At 65.5% G+C, this 17506-nt stretch carries 12 protein-coding genes; 11 read left to right on the forward strand and 1 reads right to left on the reverse strand.

Annotated features, from left to right (window positions below; translation table 11 throughout):
• Positions 1 to 47: 47 nt before the first annotated feature.
• Positions 48 to 2408 carry a penicillin-binding protein 1A gene (locus AAW51_RS04750; RefSeq protein WP_083438085.1) on the reverse strand — a complete coding sequence of 787 codons (2361 nt, stop codon included), beginning with the start codon at positions 2406 to 2408 and terminating at the stop codon, positions 48 to 50.
• 261 nt (positions 2409 to 2669) lie between these two features.
• On the opposite strand from AAW51_RS04750, the gene AAW51_RS04755 reads away from it, so the two are divergent.
• From AAW51_RS04755 to AAW51_RS04805, 11 genes are all read left to right on the forward strand, one after another.
• Positions 2670 to 3749: a pilus assembly protein PilM gene (locus tag AAW51_RS04755; RefSeq protein WP_047193677.1), complete on the forward strand. Its 1080-nt coding sequence runs from the start codon at positions 2670 to 2672 to the stop codon at positions 3747 to 3749.
• A complete protein-coding gene (locus AAW51_RS04760; protein ID WP_047193678.1) occupies positions 3746 to 4375 on the forward strand; it encodes a PilN domain-containing protein in 630 nt (209 codons plus the stop codon). The genes AAW51_RS04755 and AAW51_RS04760 overlap by 4 nt, the downstream gene beginning before the upstream one ends.
• A 13-nt stretch (positions 4376 to 4388) precedes the next feature.
• A complete protein-coding gene (locus AAW51_RS04765; RefSeq protein ID WP_047193679.1) occupies positions 4389 to 5120 on the forward strand; it encodes a type IV pilus inner membrane component PilO in 732 nt (243 codons plus the stop codon).
• Positions 5121 to 5152: 32 nt separating this feature from the next.
• Complete coding sequence (locus tag AAW51_RS04770) at positions 5153 to 5653, forward strand: pilus assembly protein PilP (protein WP_238947762.1); 501 nt, start codon at positions 5153 to 5155, stop codon at positions 5651 to 5653.
• Positions 5650 to 7818: a type IV pilus secretin PilQ gene (gene pilQ / locus AAW51_RS04775; protein WP_053013348.1), complete on the forward strand. Its 2169-nt coding sequence runs from the start codon at positions 5650 to 5652 to the stop codon at positions 7816 to 7818. The genes AAW51_RS04770 and pilQ overlap by 4 nt, the downstream gene beginning before the upstream one ends.
• Positions 7819 to 7854: 36 nt before the next feature.
• Positions 7855 to 8970, forward strand: a complete 1116-nt coding sequence (locus AAW51_RS04780; protein ID WP_157359619.1) for a hypothetical protein — start codon at positions 7855 to 7857, stop codon at positions 8968 to 8970.
• A gap of 89 nt (positions 8971 to 9059) precedes the next feature.
• Entirely contained in the window at positions 9060 to 9599 is a 540-nt protein-coding gene (locus tag AAW51_RS04785; RefSeq protein WP_047197428.1) for a shikimate kinase, read from the forward strand.
• Positions 9600 to 9652: 53 nt separating this feature from the next.
• Complete coding sequence (gene aroB / locus AAW51_RS04790) at positions 9653 to 10750, forward strand: 3-dehydroquinate synthase (protein WP_047193681.1); 1098 nt, start codon at positions 9653 to 9655, stop codon at positions 10748 to 10750.
• Between the two features lie 12 nt (positions 10751 to 10762).
• Positions 10763 to 11872 (forward strand): deoxyguanosinetriphosphate triphosphohydrolase, encoded by a 1110-nt coding sequence (locus AAW51_RS04795; protein ID WP_047193682.1) that lies wholly within the window; start codon positions 10763 to 10765, stop codon positions 11870 to 11872.
• A gap of 128 nt (positions 11873 to 12000) precedes the next feature.
• Positions 12001 to 12630 carry a transposase gene (locus AAW51_RS04800; protein ID WP_238947763.1) on the forward strand — a complete coding sequence of 210 codons (630 nt, stop codon included), beginning with the start codon at positions 12001 to 12003 and terminating at the stop codon, positions 12628 to 12630.
• Between the two features lie 117 nt (positions 12631 to 12747).
• Positions 12748 to 17499: a glutamate synthase-related protein gene (locus AAW51_RS04805; protein ID WP_047193684.1), complete on the forward strand. Its 4752-nt coding sequence runs from the start codon at positions 12748 to 12750 to the stop codon at positions 17497 to 17499.
• Positions 17500 to 17506: the final 7 nt, after the last annotated feature.

Below are 17506 nucleotides of genomic sequence, written 5' to 3' on the forward strand. Positions count from 1 at the left end.
ATCGGTGGACGGCGGGGCCGGTCAGGCCGCCGCGCCCCGGGTCGTGCTCAATCGCGGAACAGGTCGAGGATGCTGCGACGCTCGTCCTCGCTGGCCGCCGCGGGCGCCCGCTCTTCCAGGCCCACGCTTGCCACGCCGGCGCCGCGCGTGAACTCGTCGTAGAACCACTCGCCGCCGATGTTCACGACACCCTCGGGCGGCGTCGGCTCCTGCACCGGCACGTTCTTGAGCGCGTGCTGCATGTAGTCGATCCAGATCGGCAGCGCCAGGCCGCCGCCGGTTTCGCGGTTGCCCAGCTTGCGCGGCGTGTCGTAGCCGATCCACACCACACTCACCAAACTGGGTTGGTAGCCGGCGAACCAGGCGTCCATCGAGTCGTTGGTGGTGCCGGTCTTGCCGTAGATGTCGGGGCGCTTCAGGGTGGCCTGCGCGCGCGCGGCCGTGCCCGAGCGCGTCACCTCCTGCATGATGCTGGTCATCACGAAGGCGTTGCGCGGGTCGATGGTGCGCATCGACGGGTCGAGTTGCGGTGGCTTGGTGTCGACCAGCACCCGGCCCTTGGTGTCGGTCACGCGCGTGACCAGGTAGGGGTTGACGCGGTAGCCCCCGTTGGCGAACACGGCATAGCCGGTGGCCATCTGCAGCGGTGTCACCGAGCCGGCGCCGAGCGCCATCGTCAGGTAGGCCGGGTGTTTTGCAGCCTCGAAGCCGAAGTTGGTGATCCACTGCTGCGCGTAGCTCGGGCCGATCGACTGCAGCACCCGGATCGACACCATGTTCTTCGATTTCGCCAGGCCGCGGCGCAGCGACATCGGCCCGTCGAAGGTGCCGTCGTAGTTCTTCGGCTCCCACGGCTGGCTGCCGGTGGTGCCGGCGTTGAAGAACAAGGGCGCGTCGTTGACCACCGTCGCCGGCGTGAAGCCCTTCTCGAGCGCGGCCGAGTAGATGAAGGGCTTGAAGCTGGAGCCGGGTTGCCGCCACGCCTGCGTGACGTGGTTGAACTTGTTCTTGGCGTAATCGAAGCCGCCCACCAGCGTGCGGATCGCGCCGGTGTTCGAATCGAGGGCGACCATCGCGCCTTCGACTTCGGGCAGCTGCGTGATCGACCACTCGCCCTTCGCGTCCTGCACCAGCCGGATGACGGCGCCGGGGCGGATCTGCACCTTGGGGTTGGCCTTGTCCGACAGGCCCGATTGCACCGGCCTCAGGCCGGCGCCGGTGATGGTCACGTCGTCGCCGTTCTGCAGCACCGCGACCACCTTCTTCGGGCTCACCTCGACCGCCACCGCGGCTCGCAGCTCGTCGTTGTCGGGGTGGTCGACCAGCGCCTCGGCGATGCGGGCGTCCATCTCCTTGGGCTCCTTGGGCAGGTTCAGATAGCCCTCGGGGCCGCGGTACACCTGGCGCCGCTCGTAATCGAGGATGCCGCGGCGCAAGGCGCGGTAGGCCACCATCTGGTCGCTCGACTGGATCGTGGTGTAGACGTTCAGGCCGCGGGTGTAGGCCTCGGCGCCGTACTGGTTGTGGATCAGCATCCGCGCCGTTTCGGCCACGTACTCGGCATGCAGCGGCACCGCGGTCGGCTGCCGGTAGCGCAGCACTTCGGCGCGCGCGGCATCGTGCTGCTCCTGCGTGATGAAGCCGTTGGCCAGCATCCGCCCGATGATGTACTGCTGCCGTTGCGTCGCGCGCGGGCGGTTGACGATCGGGTTGTAGGCGGCCGGTGCCTTGGGCAGGCCGGCCAGCATGGCGGCCTCGGCGATCGTCAGGTCCTGCAGGCTCTTGCCGAAGTAGATCTCGCTGGCCGCCGCGAAACCATAGGCCCGCTGCCCCAGGTAGATCTGGTTCATGTAGAGCTCGAGGATCTGGTCCTTGTTCAGCAAGCTCTCGATCTTCAGCGCCAGCAGGATCTCGTAGATCTTGCGCGTGAACGTCTTCTCGGTGGACAGATAGAAGTTGCGCGCCACCTGCATCGTGATGGTCGATGCACCCTGCCGGCCCACCTCCATGAAGTTGGCGATGCCGGCGCGTAGCACGCCGACGTAGTCGACACCGCGGTGCTCGTAGAAGCGGGCATCCTCGATCGCCAGCACGGCCTGCTGCATCACCTTCGGGATCTGCTGGATCGGCACGAACTTGCGGCGCTCCTCGCCGAACTCGCCGATCAGCACGCTGTCGGCGGAGTACACGCGCATCGGCAGCTTGGGACGGTAGTCCATCAAGCCGCTCAGTTCCGGGAGGTTGGGGTAGGCGATCGACAAGGCGATCGCCACCGTCATCAGTGTCCCCAACACGCCGGCCACCAGGAGCCCGAGGATCCAGGCCGCGCCCTTGTAGATCCAACGGGCTGCCGGAGCAATCGAAGTGCCCGCCGCGGGTGCTCGGTCGGTGCGCTCTGAGTCTGTCATGTGTTTCCTAACGAGTCGGGCGCATTATAGAAATGGGCCCCGAACACGGGTCAGTCGTATCGAATGCACCAAGACGCCTTCTGTTTCAATGCTCGCCAGTGACCCCGGGTTTGCCCGAAACCCCCCTGTTTTCGGGGTCGGTTTTGCAGGCAGAAGAAGCAGCCAAACCGTGAAAAAGTCTTTGTTGCTCAAAGGGTTTACTGCTAGCATTGAAGTAACTTATTAACACTCCGGCGCACTCTCTTGCGCGGTGGGGGACTCGTGAGCTTTCTTGACATTTTGTTAGGCCGCAAGCATTCGCCGCTTGTCGGGCTCGATATCAGCTCGTCCAGCGTGAAGCTCGTCGAGTTGAACCAAAACGCCGCGGGCGAGTACGTCGTCGAACGGTTTGCTACAGAAAGTTTCGAGAAGGGCTGGATCGCTGACGGCCAGATCGAGAAGTTCGACGAAGTGGCCGACGCCGTTCGGCGCGTTGTCGTGAAGAGCGGCACGCGCACCAAACACGTCGCGATGGCGATGCCGCAATCGGCCGTCATCACGAAGAAGATCATGCTGCCGGCGGGCCTGCGCGAGGAAGAGCTGGAGGTCCAGGTCGAGTCCGAGGCCAACCAGTACATCCCGTTCTCGCTCGACGAAGTCAGCCTCGATTTTTGCGTGGTCGGGCCGAGCCCGACCTCTGCCGGCGACGTCGAAGTGCTGATCGCCGCGTCACGCAAGGACCGGGTGCAGGATCGCCAGGGCCTGGCCGAAGCTGCCGGACTCAAGCCGGTGGTGCTCGACATCGAATCCTATGCGTCACGCTTGGCAGTGGGCCGCCTGGTCACCACGCTGCCGAACGAGGGCAAGGATTCGCTCGTGGCCTTGTTCGAAATCGGCGCCGAGACCACCAGCCTGAAGGTGTTGCGCGACGACGAGCTGCTGTACGACCGCGACCAGGCCTTCGGCGGCTCGCAGCTCACCCAGCTGATCTCGCGTCAATACGGTTTCTCGTTCGAGGAAGCCGAGCAGAAGAAGCTCGGCGGCGACCTGCCCGAAGACTACGAGCAGTTCATCCTCAATCCGTTTGTCGACAGCCTGTCCCAAGAGATCGGCCGTGCCCTGCAGTACTTCTTCACCAGCACGCCGCACCACAAGGTGCACTACGTGATGCTGGCCGGCGGTAGCGCCGCGCTGCCAGGGCTGAAGGAGCGTGTCACCGAGCAAACGGGCTTTGCCTCGATGGTGGTCAACCCCTTCGAAGGCATGAAGCTGGGCTCCAGCGTGCGCGAAAGCAAGCTGCGCCGTGAGGCGCCTTCGTATCTGACAGCCTGCGGACTCGCGATGCGGAGGTTCCTGCAATGATTTTGATCAACCTGCTCCCTCACCGGGAGGAAAGGCGCCGCCGGCGCAAGCAGGCCTTTTTCGCGGCGCTCGGCGTCTCTGCGTGTGCCGGCTTGCTGGTGGTGGCCGGGTGGTATCTGGTGTTGCAGTCGCTGATGGATCAGCAGCGCGAGCGCAACGGCGAGCTGACCCGCGAGATCGCGGTGCTCGACAACCAGATCAAGGACATCGCCGAGTTGCGCGCCGAGATCGACAGCCTGAAGGCGCGCCAGAAGGCGGTCGAGGACCTGCAGACCGACCGCAACATGCCGGTGCACCTGCTCAACGAACTGGTTCGCCAGACGCCCGAGGGCGTGTACCTGACCAGCATCAGGCAAGACGGCGACAACGTCACCTTGACCGGCGTCGCGCAGACCAACGAGCGCGTCTCGGAGTTGCTGCGCAACACCGCCAACAGCTCGGGGTGGCTGGAGCGGCCCGAGCTGCTGGAGATCAAGGCGAACACCCCCTCGCGGGACAAACTGGATCCGAAACGGCTGTTCGATTTCTCGATGCGGGTCGCATTGAAGCGGCCCCAAGCGCCGGATGCGAAAGACGGTGCGCCGGTTCCGGCGGGCGCGGCTTCGGCCCCGCGGAAGTCGTCGTGAAGGGAGGCGACAGATGGCCAAACAGTCTTTCAATCTAGACCTGAGTGAACTGTCGAGCGGAATCGCATCGCAGTTCCGCGGTCTCGACACCAACGAGCCGGGGCAATGGCCCATCCTGCCGAAGGCGCTGGCATGGTTCGTCGCCGCTGTCGCGATGGTCGTGCTCGGCTGGTTCTTGTTGCTGTCGGATGAATCCGACCTGCTCGAAGCCGAGCGCAACAAAGAGCCGCAGCTGAAGCAGACCTACCGCGACAAGCTGGCCCAGGCGGTCAACCTCGAAGAGCTGCGCAAGCAGCGGCTGCAGGTGCAGGAATACGTGACGCAGCTCGAGAAGCAACTGCCCGGCAAGGCCGAGATGGACGCGCTGCTGTCCGACATCAACCAGGCCGGCCTTGGGCGCGGTCTGCAGTTCGAGCTGTTCAAGCCCGGACAAGTGGTCGTCAAGGACTATTACGCCGAGCTGCCCATTTCGGTGAAGGTGTCGGGCCGCTACCACGACATCGGCGCTTTCACTGCCGACGTCGCGAACCTGTCGCGTATCGTCACGCTGCACAGCCTGAACATCAGTGCGGTTGCCAAGGACGCCAGCGGCGCACTCGGCATGGAAGCTACCGCCCGCACCTACCGCTACCTCGACCAGGCCGAACTGGAGGAGCAGCGTGCGCAGCAGCAGGCCGAAGCCGCCAAGGGCAAGGGCAAGGGCAAAGCGAAGGCGGGCGCCAAGGGTCAGGGAGGCAAGAAGTGAGTCGTTCGCGATCAATCCTAGGCGTCGCACTGGTGGCAGCCTTGCTGCTGACCGGGTGCGAAGGGGATCAGGAAGAGATCAAGGCATGGATGGAGCAGCAAAAGCGCGAAGTCAAGCCGAGCGTCAAGCCCATCGATCCGCCCAAGAAATTCGACCCGCAACCGTATGCGGCGCTGGACGGCGTCGAGCCGTTCAGCAACCAGAAGCTGACTGTGGCGCTGAAGCAGGAAGCCCAGCGCACCAGCGTCTTGCTGGCGGGTGAGCAGAACCGCCGCAAGGAGCCGCTGGAAGCCTACCCGCTCGACAGCATGTCGATGGTGGGCAGCGTGGCGAAGCAGGGCAGGCAGTTCGCATTGCTCAAGGTGGACGCATTGCTGTATCAGGTCAAGGTGGGCGACTACCTGGGTCAGAACTTCGGCAAGGTCACGAAAATTACCGAGACGGAGGTCGCTCTCCGGGAGATCGTTCAGGACGCTGCCGGTGAGTGGACCGAGCGCATCAGCAGCCTCCAGCTTCAGGAGAAGGCCCAATGAACAAGATGATTGAGAATTCGATGGTCACCAGGCCTTTGCGCGTCGCCGCGCTCGGGCTGTCTTTGCTGGTTTCGCCTGTGCTCGCCTGGGCCCAGAACGCGATCCAGTCGATCAACACGACCCAGCAAGCCGGTGCGGAAGTGGTCCGCATCGAACTCTCGCAGCCGCTGAGCAGCGTGCCGGCGGGTTTCACGATTCAGGCGCCGCCGCGCATCGCGATCGACCTGCCCGGGGTCACCAACGCCATCGGCCGTTCTTCGCTCGACATCAACCAGGGCAATCTGCGCTCGGCCAACATCGCGCAGGCCGGTGAGCGGACCCGCCTGGTGCTCAACCTGAAGCAGCCTGCCAACTACACGGCGCAACTGCAAGGCAAGGCGCTGCTGCTCGTGCTCGACACGTCGAACAAGGCGACCAGCACCAGCAGCAACGTGTCGTCGGTCAACCAAAAAGAGCCGGTGCACTTTGCCGAGAGCCTCAACCGCGAACAGATGGCGCTGCGCGACGTCGACTTCCGGCGTGGCCAGGACAACGCCGGCCGCGTGGTCGTCGAACTGCCCAACAATCAGGTTGGCGTCGACATCCGCCAGCAGGGCCAGAGCCTGGTGGTCGAATTCCTGCGCTCGTCGCTGCCCGACAACCTGCGTCGCCGTTTCGACGTGACCGACTTCGGCACCCCGGTGCAGAGCATCACGACGTCGCAAAGCGGCGACCGTGTGCGCATGGTGGTCGAGCCGCGCGGCAATTGGGAGCACAGCGCTTATCAGACCGACACGCAGTTCGTGCTCGAAGTGCGCCACCAGAAACAAGACCCGAACAAGCTGGTGCAAGGCCCGGGCTACCAGGGTGAGAAGCTGTCGCTGAACTTCCAGAACATCGAGGTTCGAGCGCTGCTGCAGGTGATTGCCGACTTCACCAACTTCAACGTGGTGACCAGCGACACCGTCACCGGCAACGTGACGCTGCGCCTGAAAGACGTGCCTTGGGACCAGGCGCTGGACATCATCCTGCAGGCCAAGGGCCTGGGCATGCGCAAGTCCGGCAACGTGCTGTGGATCGCGCCCAAGGACGAGATCGCCGCGAAGGAAAAGCTCGACCTGGAAGCCAAGGCCCAGGTGACGCAGCTGGAGCCCCTGCGGACGCAATCGTTCCAGCTCAACTACACCAAGGCTGAAGAAGTCACCAAGGGGCTCATGGGCCAGGGGGCGGGCACGACGACCAAGCCCATCCTGACCCAGCGCGGCTCGGTGATCTTCGAGACCCGCACCAACCAGATCTTCGTGACCGACATCCCGTCCAAGCTCGAAGAGATCCAGGACCTGATCCGCAAGATCGACATCCCGGTGCGCCAGGTGATGATCGAAGCCCGCATCGTCGAGGCGAGCGACACCTTTGGTCGCCAGCTGGGTGTGAAGCTCGGTGCGTCCGATCTGCGCGGTATCAATGGCGGCACGCCGGGCTGGGGTGTCGGCGGCAGCAACCGTGTGGCCGTGACCGGCAACTACCTGGGTGTGGGTGAACAGACCCGCCAGGCGGAAATCACCGGCGAGAGCTACATCCCCAACACCTACTTTGTGAACCTGCCGGCGACCAGCATCGGTGGTCAAAACCCGGCGAGCTTCGCGCTGTCGTTGTTCAGCTCCACGGCCAACCGCTTCCTGAACCTGGAACTGTCGGCCCTGGAAGCCGACGGCAAGGGCAAGATCGTGTCGAGCCCGCGGGTCATCACGGCCGACCAGGTGAAGGCGCTGATCGAGCAGGGTACCGAGCTGCCGTACCAGGTTGCGACCTCCAGCGGCGCGACCGCGATCGCCTTCCGCAAGGCCAACCTGAAGCTCGAAGTGACGCCGCAAATCACGCCCGAGGGCGGCATCATCCTCGACGTCGACATCAACAAGGACAGCGTCGGCCAGACCACGCCCGCCGGTATCGCGATCGACACCAAGCACGTCAAGACCCAGGTGTTGGTGGAGAATGGCGGCACCGTCGTGATTGGTGGCATCTTCGAGCAGATCGAACGCGAAGAGGAAAGCAAGGTGCCGCTGTTGGGTGACGTGCCGGTGCTCGGTTATTTGTTCAAGACCCGGGGCCGCACTGCCGAGAAGACCGAGTTGTTGGTGTTCCTGACGCCGCGCGTGATTTCCGACCGGTCGGCGGCACGTTGAATCTCTTCAAGATCAAACAGTGTTGAGGGTGGGTAAATGAATCTTTGGAAATTGACAGCGATTGCAGCGGTGACCTGTGCGCTGGCTGCCTGCGGCGGCGGCGGTGGTAGTTCGGGCACCAGTGTGTTCGACAGCGAGGGCAGCGGTAACACGGGCGGCAATACCGGCGGCAATACGGGTGGAAATACCGGTGGCGACACCGGCGGCGGCGACGGCGGCGGCCCTATCTCTGACGTCAGCAATGGCGCGCCGAGCCAGAAGTCCATCTCGATCTCGGTTGAAAAATACGCGCTCAACTGGTCGGTAGACGGTGACGAAACGGACGTGACTATTCGCGTCACCGACACGGCCGGAAACCCTGTGCCGGCGGGGACCGTGGTGCAGTTCTCCACCGAGGGCGGTCAGATTCAGAAGTCGTGCACGTTGTCCGGCGTCTCCGAAGGTGAGTCCGAAATCTCGTCCTGCACCGTCAAATTTGCGACCCAGAACCGGCGTCCCGCAGACAACAGGGTCACGATCCTAGCGTGGCTGCAAGGTGAAGAAGCGTACGTCGACGCCAACTCAAACGGGAAGTACGACAACGGCGAGCCGTTTTGGGACGGCGGGCGTTTGTTCCGGGACGACAACCTGACGTTGGAGTACGAGCCGATTTTGGACGAGTTGAATGTATCCGACACGATTGTGGGAGGCTCGGTAGGCATCGGTACGAAAGCATGTGTGGTGCCAGAAGGGCATGACGACTATCTGAACTTCCTGTCGACCCCGCTCTCTGTCCCGGGGACTTGCGACGGCGTGTGGGGTAAGACGCTGATCCGGACGTGGACCTACCTGCCGCTGTCCGATCCTCGCGTTCTCGGGATCGATGTTCCGACGACTTTGCCCCCCGGTTTGGCCCCCGGTACTTATGTGCGAGTGTTCAGCGGAACCGGAGACGGCGCAGTGGCGGCTCCCAGCGGCACGACCGTGGAGCTCAGGGATGCGTCCAGCGGTTGCACGGTCAGCGTGTCCCCGTCAAAGGTGCCACAGGTTGTCTTGGAGCCGACATATCACCTGGTCACTTTCAGCGGAGCGACCTGCACGAGCGGAGCAGAGGTGACGGCAGTTGCGAAGTTCAACGACTACGAAACGACCGTTCAGGTGACCAAGCCCTGACGGCGAGCACCTGACGTCCGTCACTCGATGTCATGATCCCGCCACTGCGGTCTCCAGCTGACCTGACACCCCCCGTCGCGTTGGTCGGCATGCCGGGCAGCGGCAAATCCACGGTCGGACGGCAGCTAGCGAGGCGCCTCGGCGCCCGCTTCATCGATACGGATGCTGTCATCGAAGAGCGGATCGGCGAGCCGATCCGCTCTTTTTTCGACCGGCATGGCGAGGCCGCCTTCCGGGACATCGAGGCGGCTGTGCTCGACGAAAGCAGCCAAATGCCGGGTGCCGTGCTGTCTACCGGTGGTGGAGCCGTCGTGCGCGAGCCCAACCGCCGCCTGCTGCACGAGCGCTGCACGGTGGTCTACCTGATGTCCACCCCCGACGAGCTGTTCCGCCGGCTCCGCCACGACACCCAACGCCCCTTGCTGCAGGTCGCCAATCCGCTGGCGAAACTGCAGGAGCTGTACGCCGCGCGCGACCCGCTCTATCGCGAGGCAGCGCACTTCACGGTCGAGACCGGGCGCCCGTCGGTCGCCACGCTGGTCAACATGATCCTGATGCAGCTCGAGCTGGCCGGCGTGCTGCATCCCGACGTCGTCCCTTCCGCCGTGAAGCCCCACGACCCGCGCTGACCGCGCCCGCCTGTCAGTCGGCAGGGCAAGGGGAAGCCCTTACACTCCTGCCCATGCACACGCCTCTCGCAACGGTCCCCATCGAGCTGGGCGACCGCAGCTACCCGATCCAGATCGGCGCCGGCCTGCTCGGCGACGCAGCCACCTACCGTGACCTGCCGTCCGGCCGCTGGGGGGTCATCGTGACCAACCAGACCGTCGCGCCGCTCTACGCCGAACGCCTGGTGCAAGCCCTGTCCGCCCGCTATGCCCGTGTGCTCACGGTGGCGCTGCCCGACGGTGAAGTGCACAAAGACTGGGACACCCTCAACCTCATCTTCGACCGCCTGCTCGAAGAAGGCTGCGACCGCAAGACCGTGCTGTTCGCGCTCGGCGGCGGTGTGATCGGCGACATGACCGGTTTCGCGGCCGCCTGCTACATGCGCGGTGTGCCCTTCGTGCAGGTGCCGACCACGCTGCTCGCGCAAGTCGATTCCTCGGTCGGCGGCAAGACCGCCATCAACCACCCACGCGGCAAGAACATGATCGGCGCCTTCTACCAGCCACTGCTGGTGGTGGCCGACCTCGACACGCTCGACACGCTGCCAGAGCGGGAGCTGTCTGCCGGCCTCGCCGAGGTGATCAAGTACGGTCCGATCGCCGACCCCGAGTTCCTCGACTGGATCGAAGCCAACCTGCCGGCCCTGCGCGCCCGCGACAAGGCCGCACTCACCCACGCGGTGCGCCGCTCGTGCGAGATCAAGGCCTGGGTGGTCGGGCAGGACGAGCGCGAGAGCGGGCTGCGCGCCATCCTCAACTTCGGCCACACCTTCGGCCACGCCATCGAGGCCGGGCTCGGCTATGGCGAGTGGCTGCACGGCGAGGCGGTCGGTTGCGGCATGGTGATGGCGGCGGCCCTGTCGGCCCGTCTCGGGCTGGTGCCTCCCGCGTTTGTCGAGCGGTTGTCGCGCATCGTCGACGCGGCGGGCCTGCCGGTGGCAGGGCCCCGTCAGCTGTCGGCCGCCCAATACCTCGACCTGATGCGGGTGGACAAAAAGTCCGAGGCCGGCGAGATCCGCTTTGTCGTCATCGAAGCCCTGGGCCGCGCCGGCATGCGGGCCGCACCGGATGACGTGGTGGCCGAGGTGATCGAGGCCCACACCGCCCGCTGACGGCCGGCCGCGATGCTTGCGCCTTACGCCAGCCGGCCCGAGCAGACCCGCGGCCGGCGCCATCCGGAAACCGCCGCACCCACCCGCAACGATTTCCAGCGCGATCGCGACCGCATCGTCCACAGCACCGCCTTCCGACGCCTGGTCTACAAGACCCAGGTGTTCTTGAACCACGAGGGCGACCTGTTCCGCACCCGGTTGACCCACACACTGGAGGTCGCCCAACTGGGCCGCTCCATCGCCCGCACGCTCGGCTTGCACGAGGATCTGGTCGAAGCCATCGCGCTGGCCCACGACCTCGGGCACACGCCCTTCGGCCACGCCGGCCAGGACGCGCTGCACGACTGCATGCGCCAGCACGGTGGCTTCGAGCACAACCTGCAAAGCCTGCGGGTGGTCGACGCGCTGGAAGAACGGTACCCGGATTTCGACGGCCTCAACCTGACGTTCGAGACACGAGAGGGCATCCTCAAGCACTGCTCGCGTGAAAACGCGGCCGGTCTGGGCGAGGTCGGGCAGCGCTTTCTCGAGCGCACCCAGCCCAGCCTCGAGGCCCAGCTGTGCAACCTCGCCGACGAGATCGCCTACAACGCGCATGACATCGACGACGGCGTGCGCTCCGGGCTGCTCAGCGTCGAACAGCTCGAGGAAGTGGAGCTGTTCGACCGCTACCGCCGCGAGGCCTGCCGCGACCACCCGGGCCTGACCGGCCGGCGGCTGCTGTTCGAGGCCATCCGCCGCATGCTCTCGGAGCAGGTCTACGACGTCATCGGCACCACCCGCGCTGCCTTGCAGGCGCATCAGCCCGAGAGCGCCGATGCCGCACGCCAGCTGCAGCCGCTGGTGCTGTTCAGCGCCAGCATGGCCGGCGAAGGCCAGGTGTTGAAGTGGTTCCTGCGTGTCAACCTCTACCGCCATCCGCAGGTCGTCGACACCACCAACCGCGGCAAGCAGGTGGTGCGCGACCTGTTCGCCGCCTACGTAGCCGCGCCCGAGGAAATGCCCGAGGCCTACGCGCGAGCGGCCGACCTGCACCGCGCGGTCGCCGATTACATCGCCGGCATGACGGACCGCTACGCCATCCGCGAGCACGAGCGCCTGACCGGCCAGCGACTGTTCTGAGCTGAGCGGCGGGCCGCCTAAAATGGGGCCAGATCAATTCTGCGCCCCCTGCCGTGGCCCGCCTCCCCCGATTGTCCGTCGCCGGACTGCCGCACCACATCGTCCAACAGGCGCATCACGGGCTGACCGTGTTCGACACCGACGCGGACTATCAAGCGTACCTTGATGCCCTAAGAGAGTCGGCGCTCACCTATGGCGTCGCGATCCACGCCTACGTCTTGCTGCCGACCGGGGTGCAGATCCTTGGCACCCCCGCCGATCCGCAGGCGCTGAGCCGGATGATGCAAGCCCTCGGACGCCGCTACGTCGGCTGGCACAACCGCAGCCGTGGGCGGTCCGGCACCTTGTGGGAGGGGCGGTTCCGCGCCACGGTGCTGGAGGCCGAAACCTATCTGCTCCCCGCCATGGTCTTCATCGACACCGCGCCAGCTCGCGCCCAGCCCCCGGCCGAGCCGGCGGAGTGGCGCTGGTCGAGTCGCGCCCATCACGTGGGGCGACGCTCCGAGCCCTTTTTGACGTCTCATCGTCTGTACTGGTCGCTCGGCAACACCCCGTTCGACCGGGAAGCCCGTTACCAGGCCCTGCTCGAAACGGGCCTGGGCGCTTCGATGATCCGGAAGATCACCGACGCAAGCTGGAAAGGCTGGGTGCTGGGATCGGCGGGCTTCACGGCCCAGCTCGCCGCGCAAGTACCACGGCCGCTGCAGCCCCGTCCGCGTGGGAGGCCGAAGAAGGTCGACAAACCTGTCCCCAATTAATTCCCGCACTCCCTTAGTGCAGCGCTTAATTGGTGTCTGACCCCTTTTAATATGTCTTGACTTGTAAACAGCCTCCGTTATCCTGCGGCCATCCCTAACGATGAGACGGAGTGCGCCATGGAAAAGGCCGCCCTGGGGGTTGCGTCCCCTGAAGAAATCCAGTCGCTGGCCGAGCAGGGCCTGTACGACCCCGCCAACGAGAAAGACGCCTGCGGTGTCGGTTTTGTGGCGCATATCAAGGGCCAGAAGGCGCACAGCATCGTCGAGCAGGGCCTGAAGATCCTCGAGAACCTCGACCATCGCGGCGCGGTCGGCGCCGACAAGCTGATGGGCGACGGCGCCGGCATCCTGTTGCAGATCCCCGACGAGTACTTCCGCGCCGAAATGGCCGCGCAGGGCATCGAGCTGCCGCCCCCGGGCGAGTACGGCGTGGGCATGATCTTCCTGCCCAAGGAACATGCGTCGCGCCTGGCCTGCGAGCAGGAGCTGGAGCGTGCGGTGAAGGCCGAAGGCCAGGTGCTGCTGGGCTGGCGCGACGTGCCGGTGGACCGCGAGATGCCGATGTCGCCCACCGTGCGCGAAAAAGAGCCGGTGATCCGCCAGATCTTCATCGGCCGCGGCCCCGACATCATCGTCCCCGACGCGCTCGAGCGTAAGCTCTACGTGATCCGCAAGACGGCCTCCAGCGCCATCCAGCGCCTCAAGCTCACGCACAGCCGTGAGTACTACGTGCCCAGCATGAGCTGCCGCACGATCATCTACAAGGGCCTGCTGTTGGCCGACCAGGTCGGCAAGTACTTCAAGGACCTGCAAGACCCGCGTGTCGTGTCCGCGCTCGCGCTGGTGCACCAGCGCTTCTCGACCAACACCTTCCCCGAGTGGCCCCTGGCCCACCCGTACCGCATGGTCGCGCACAACGGCGAGATCAACACGGTCAAGGGCAACTTCAACTGGATGCGCGCGCGCGAAGGCGTGATGAAGTCGCCGGTGCTGGGTGACGACCTGCAGAAGCTCTACCCGATCAGCTTCGAAGGCCAGTCCGACACCGCCACCTTCGACAACGCGCTCGAGTTGCTGACCATGTCGGGCTACCCGCTCGCGCAGGCCGCGATGATGATGATCCCCGAGGCCTGGGAGCAGCACAGCACGATGGACGGCCGCCGCCGTGCCTTCTATGAATACCATGCCGCGATGCTGGAGCCGTGGGACGGCCCGGCGGCGATGGTGTTCACCGACGGCCGCCAGATCGGCGCCACGCTGGACCGCAACGGCCTGCGCCCGGCGCGCTACATCGTCACCGACGACGACCTGGTTGTGATGGCGTCGGAGTCGGGCGTGCTGCCGATCCCCGAGAACAAGATCGTCAAGAAATGGCGTCTGCAGCCGGGCAAGATGTTCCTGATCGACTTCGAGCAGGGCCGCATCGTCGACGACGAAGAGCTGAAGAATCTGTTCGCGTCGGCGAAGCCCTACCGCCAGTGGATCGAGAACGTCCGCATCCGCCTCGACACGATCGAGCTCACCGGTGGCCCGCAGAGCTTCACCGAGTCGCTGCTCGACCGCCAGCAGGCCTTCGGCTACACCCAGGAAGACCTCAAGTTCCTGATGAGCCCGATGGCCCAGGCCGGCGAGGAAGGCATCGGCTCGATGGGCAACGACTCGCCGCTGGCGGTGCTGTCGTCCAAGGACAAGCCGCTGTACAACTACTTCAAGCAGCTGTTCGCCCAGGTCACCAACCCGCCGATCGACCCGATCCGCGAAGCGATCGTGATGTCGCTGGTGTCCTTCATCGGCCCCAAGCCCAACCTGCTGGACATCAACGCGGTCAACCCGCCGATGCGCCTCGAGGTGTCGCAGCCCATCCTGGACTTCGACGACATGGCGCGTTTGCGCGAGATCGAGAAGCACACCGGCGGCAAGTTCAAGAGCTATGAGCTGAACATCACCTATCCGCTGGCCTGGGGCCACGAAGGGGTGGAGGCCAAGCTCGCATCGCTGTGCGCCGAGGCGGTGGACGCGATCAAGAGCGGCCACAACATCCTGATCATCACCGACCGGCTGATGGACCGCGCCAACGTCGCGATCCCGGCGCTGCTGGCGCTGTCGGCGATCCACCAGCACCTGGTGCGTGAAGGCCTGCGCACGACCGCCGGCCTGGTGGTCGAGACCGGCTCCGCGCGCGAAGTGCATCACTTCGGCGTGCTGGCGGGCTATGGCGCCGAGGCGGTGCACCCGTACCTGGCGATGGAAACGCTGGCCGCGATGCACCGCGAGCTGCCGGGCGAGTTGAGCGCCGAGAAGGCGATCTACAACTACGTCAAGGCGATCGGCAAGGGTTTGTCGAAGATCATGTCCAAGATGGGCATCTCGACCTACATGTCGTATTGCGGCGCCCAGATCTTCGAGGCCATCGGCCTGGACCGCCAGCTGATCGACAAATACTTCCGCGGCACGGCCTCGCAGGTCGGCGGCGTGGGGGTGTTCGAGGTCGCCGAAGAAGCCATCCGCATGCACCGCGCCGCCTTCGGCGACGACCCGGTGCTGCAGACCATGCTCGACGCCGGCGGCGAATACGCCTGGCGTATGCGCGGCGAAGAGCACATGTGGACGCCCGACGCGATCGCCAAGCTGCAGCACAGCGCACGCGCCAACAAGTTCGAGACCTACAAGGAATACGCGCAGATCATCAACGACCAGTCGCGCCGCCACATGACGCTGCGCGGGTTGTTCGAGTTCAAGGTCGACCCGGCCCGTGCCATTCCGGTCGAAGAGGTCGAACCGGCGGCCGAAATCGTCAAGCGCTTCGCCACCGGCGCGATGTCGCTCGGCTCGATCTCGACCGAGGCGCACTCGACGCTGGCGATCGCGATGAACCGCATCGGCGGCAAGTCCAACACCGGCGAAGGCGGCGAAGACCCGGCGCGTTATCGCAACGAGCTGAAGGGCATCCCCATCACCGCGGGCACCAAGGTGTCGGACGTGGTCGGCGACAAGGTCATCGAGGCCGACTACGAGCTGAAAGAGGGCGACTCGCTGCGCTCCAAGATCAAGCAGGTGGCGTCGGGCCGCTTCGGTGTCACCACCGAATACCTGGTGTCGGCCGACCAGATCCAGATCAAGATGGCGCAGGGTGCCAAGCCCGGCGAAGGCGGCCAGCTGCCCGGCGGCAAGGTATCCGACTACATCGGCTTCCTGCGCTACTCGGTGCCGGGTGTCGGCCTGATCTCGCCGCCCCCGCACCACGACATCTATTCGATCGAGGACCTGGCTCAGCTGATCCACGACCTGAAGAACGTCAACCCGCGCGCCGGCGTGTCGGTCAAGCTGGTCTCGGAAGTGGGCGTGGGCACCATCGCCACCGGCGTCGCCAAGGCCAAGGCTGACCACATCGTGATCGCCGGCCATGACGGCGGCACCGGCGCCTCGCCCTGGTCGTCGATCAAGCATGCCGGCACGCCCTGGGAACTGGGCCTGGCCGAGACCCAGCAGACGCTGCTGCTGAACCGCTTGCGCTCGCGGGTGCGGGTGCAGGCCGATGGCCAGATGAAGACCGGCCGCGACGTCGTCATCGGTGCGCTGCTGGGCGCCGACGAGTTCGGCTTTGCGACCGCCCCGCTGGTCGTCGAGGGCTGCATCATGATGCGCAAGTGCCACCTGAACACCTGCCCGGTGGGCGTGGCCACGCAAGACCCGGTGCTGCGCAAGAAATTCCAGGGCAAGCCCGAGCACGTCGTCAACTTCTTCTTCTTCATCGCCGAGGAAGCGCGCCAGATCATGGCGCAGCTGGGCATCCGCAAGTTCGACGACCTGATCGGCCGTGCCGACCTGCTCGACACCAAGAAGGGCATCGAGCACTGGAAGGCCAAGGGCCTGGACTTCAGCCGCGTGTTCCACCTGCCGCCGGTGCCGGCCGAGGTGCCGCGCCTGCATGTCGAGAACCAGGACCACGGTCTAGAGCGTGCGCTCGACGTCAAGCTGATCGAGAAGTCGCGTGCCGCGCTCGAAAAGGGCGAGAAGGTGCAGTTCATCGAGACCGCGCGCAACGTCAACCGCACCGTCGGCGCGATGCTGTCGGGCGAGCTGATCAAGCGGCACCCCGAAGGCCTGCCCGACGACACGCTGCGCATCCAGATGGAGGGCACCGGCGGGCAGAGCTTCGGCGCCTTCCTGGCCAAGGGCATCACGCTGTACCTGATCGGCGACGCCAACGACTACACCGGCAAGGGCTTGTCGGGCGGCCGTGTGGTGGTGCGCCCGAGCATCGACTTCCGCGGCGAGGCGACCCACAACATCATCGTCGGCAACACGGTGCTGTATGGCGCGACCAGTGGTGAGGCGTTCTTCCGCGGCGTTGCGGGTGAGCGTTTCGCGGTGCGTCTGTCGGGCGCCACGGCAGTGGTCGAAGGCACCGGTGACCATGGCTGCGAGTACATGACCGGCGGCACGGCGGTGGTGCTGGGCAAGACCGGCCGCAACTTCGCGGCCGGCATGTCGGGTGGCATCGCCTACGTCTATGACGAAGACGGCCGCTTCGCCGAGCGCTGCAACACCGCGATGGTGGCGCTCGACAAGGTCGTGCCCGCCAAGGAGCAGGAAGCCGGCGTCGACCCCGCCATCTGGCACCAGGGGCAGACCGACGAGACGCTGCTGCGCAAGCTGGTCGAAGACCACCACCGCTGGACCGGCTCGCTGCGGGCACGCGAGATCCTCGACCGCTGGAGCGAAGCGCGTGGGCGTTTCGTCAAGGTGTTCCCGCACGAGTACAAGCGCGCACTGGGCGAGATCAATGCCCGCAAGGAAGCCGACGTGACGATCGCGAAGGCCAAGGGGTCGGACAAGGCCGCTGCCAAGACCAAGGCCAAGGCCTGATCAGGTG

Origin of the sequence: Caldimonas brevitalea, assembly GCF_001017435.1 — a bacterium.
In the GTDB taxonomy this organism is placed as follows: domain Bacteria; phylum Pseudomonadota; class Gammaproteobacteria; order Burkholderiales; family Burkholderiaceae_C; genus Caldimonas; species Caldimonas brevitalea.

Bases quoted from the DNA above. Each gene is read 5' to 3' on its own strand.
- AAW51_RS04750 (WP_083438085.1), bottom strand. From the start codon at position 2,408: ATGACAGACTCAGAGCGCACCGACCGAGCACCCGCGGCGGGCACTTCG.
- AAW51_RS04760 (WP_047193678.1), top strand. From the start codon at position 3,746: ATGATTTTGATCAACCTGCTCCCTCACCGGGAGGAAAGGCGCCGCCGG.
- AAW51_RS04765 (WP_047193679.1), top strand. From the start codon at position 4,389: ATGGCCAAACAGTCTTTCAATCTAGACCTGAGTGAACTGTCGAGCGGA.
- pilQ (WP_053013348.1), top strand. From the start codon at position 5,650: ATGAACAAGATGATTGAGAATTCGATGGTCACCAGGCCTTTGCGCGTC.
- AAW51_RS04780 (WP_157359619.1), top strand. From the start codon at position 7,855: ATGAATCTTTGGAAATTGACAGCGATTGCAGCGGTGACCTGTGCGCTG.
- AAW51_RS04785 (WP_047197428.1), top strand. From the start codon at position 9,060: ATGCCGGGCAGCGGCAAATCCACGGTCGGACGGCAGCTAGCGAGGCGC.
- aroB (WP_047193681.1), top strand. From the start codon at position 9,653: ATGCACACGCCTCTCGCAACGGTCCCCATCGAGCTGGGCGACCGCAGC.
- AAW51_RS04795 (WP_047193682.1), top strand. From the start codon at position 10,763: ATGCTTGCGCCTTACGCCAGCCGGCCCGAGCAGACCCGCGGCCGGCGC.
- AAW51_RS04805 (WP_047193684.1), top strand. From the start codon at position 12,748: ATGGAAAAGGCCGCCCTGGGGGTTGCGTCCCCTGAAGAAATCCAGTCG.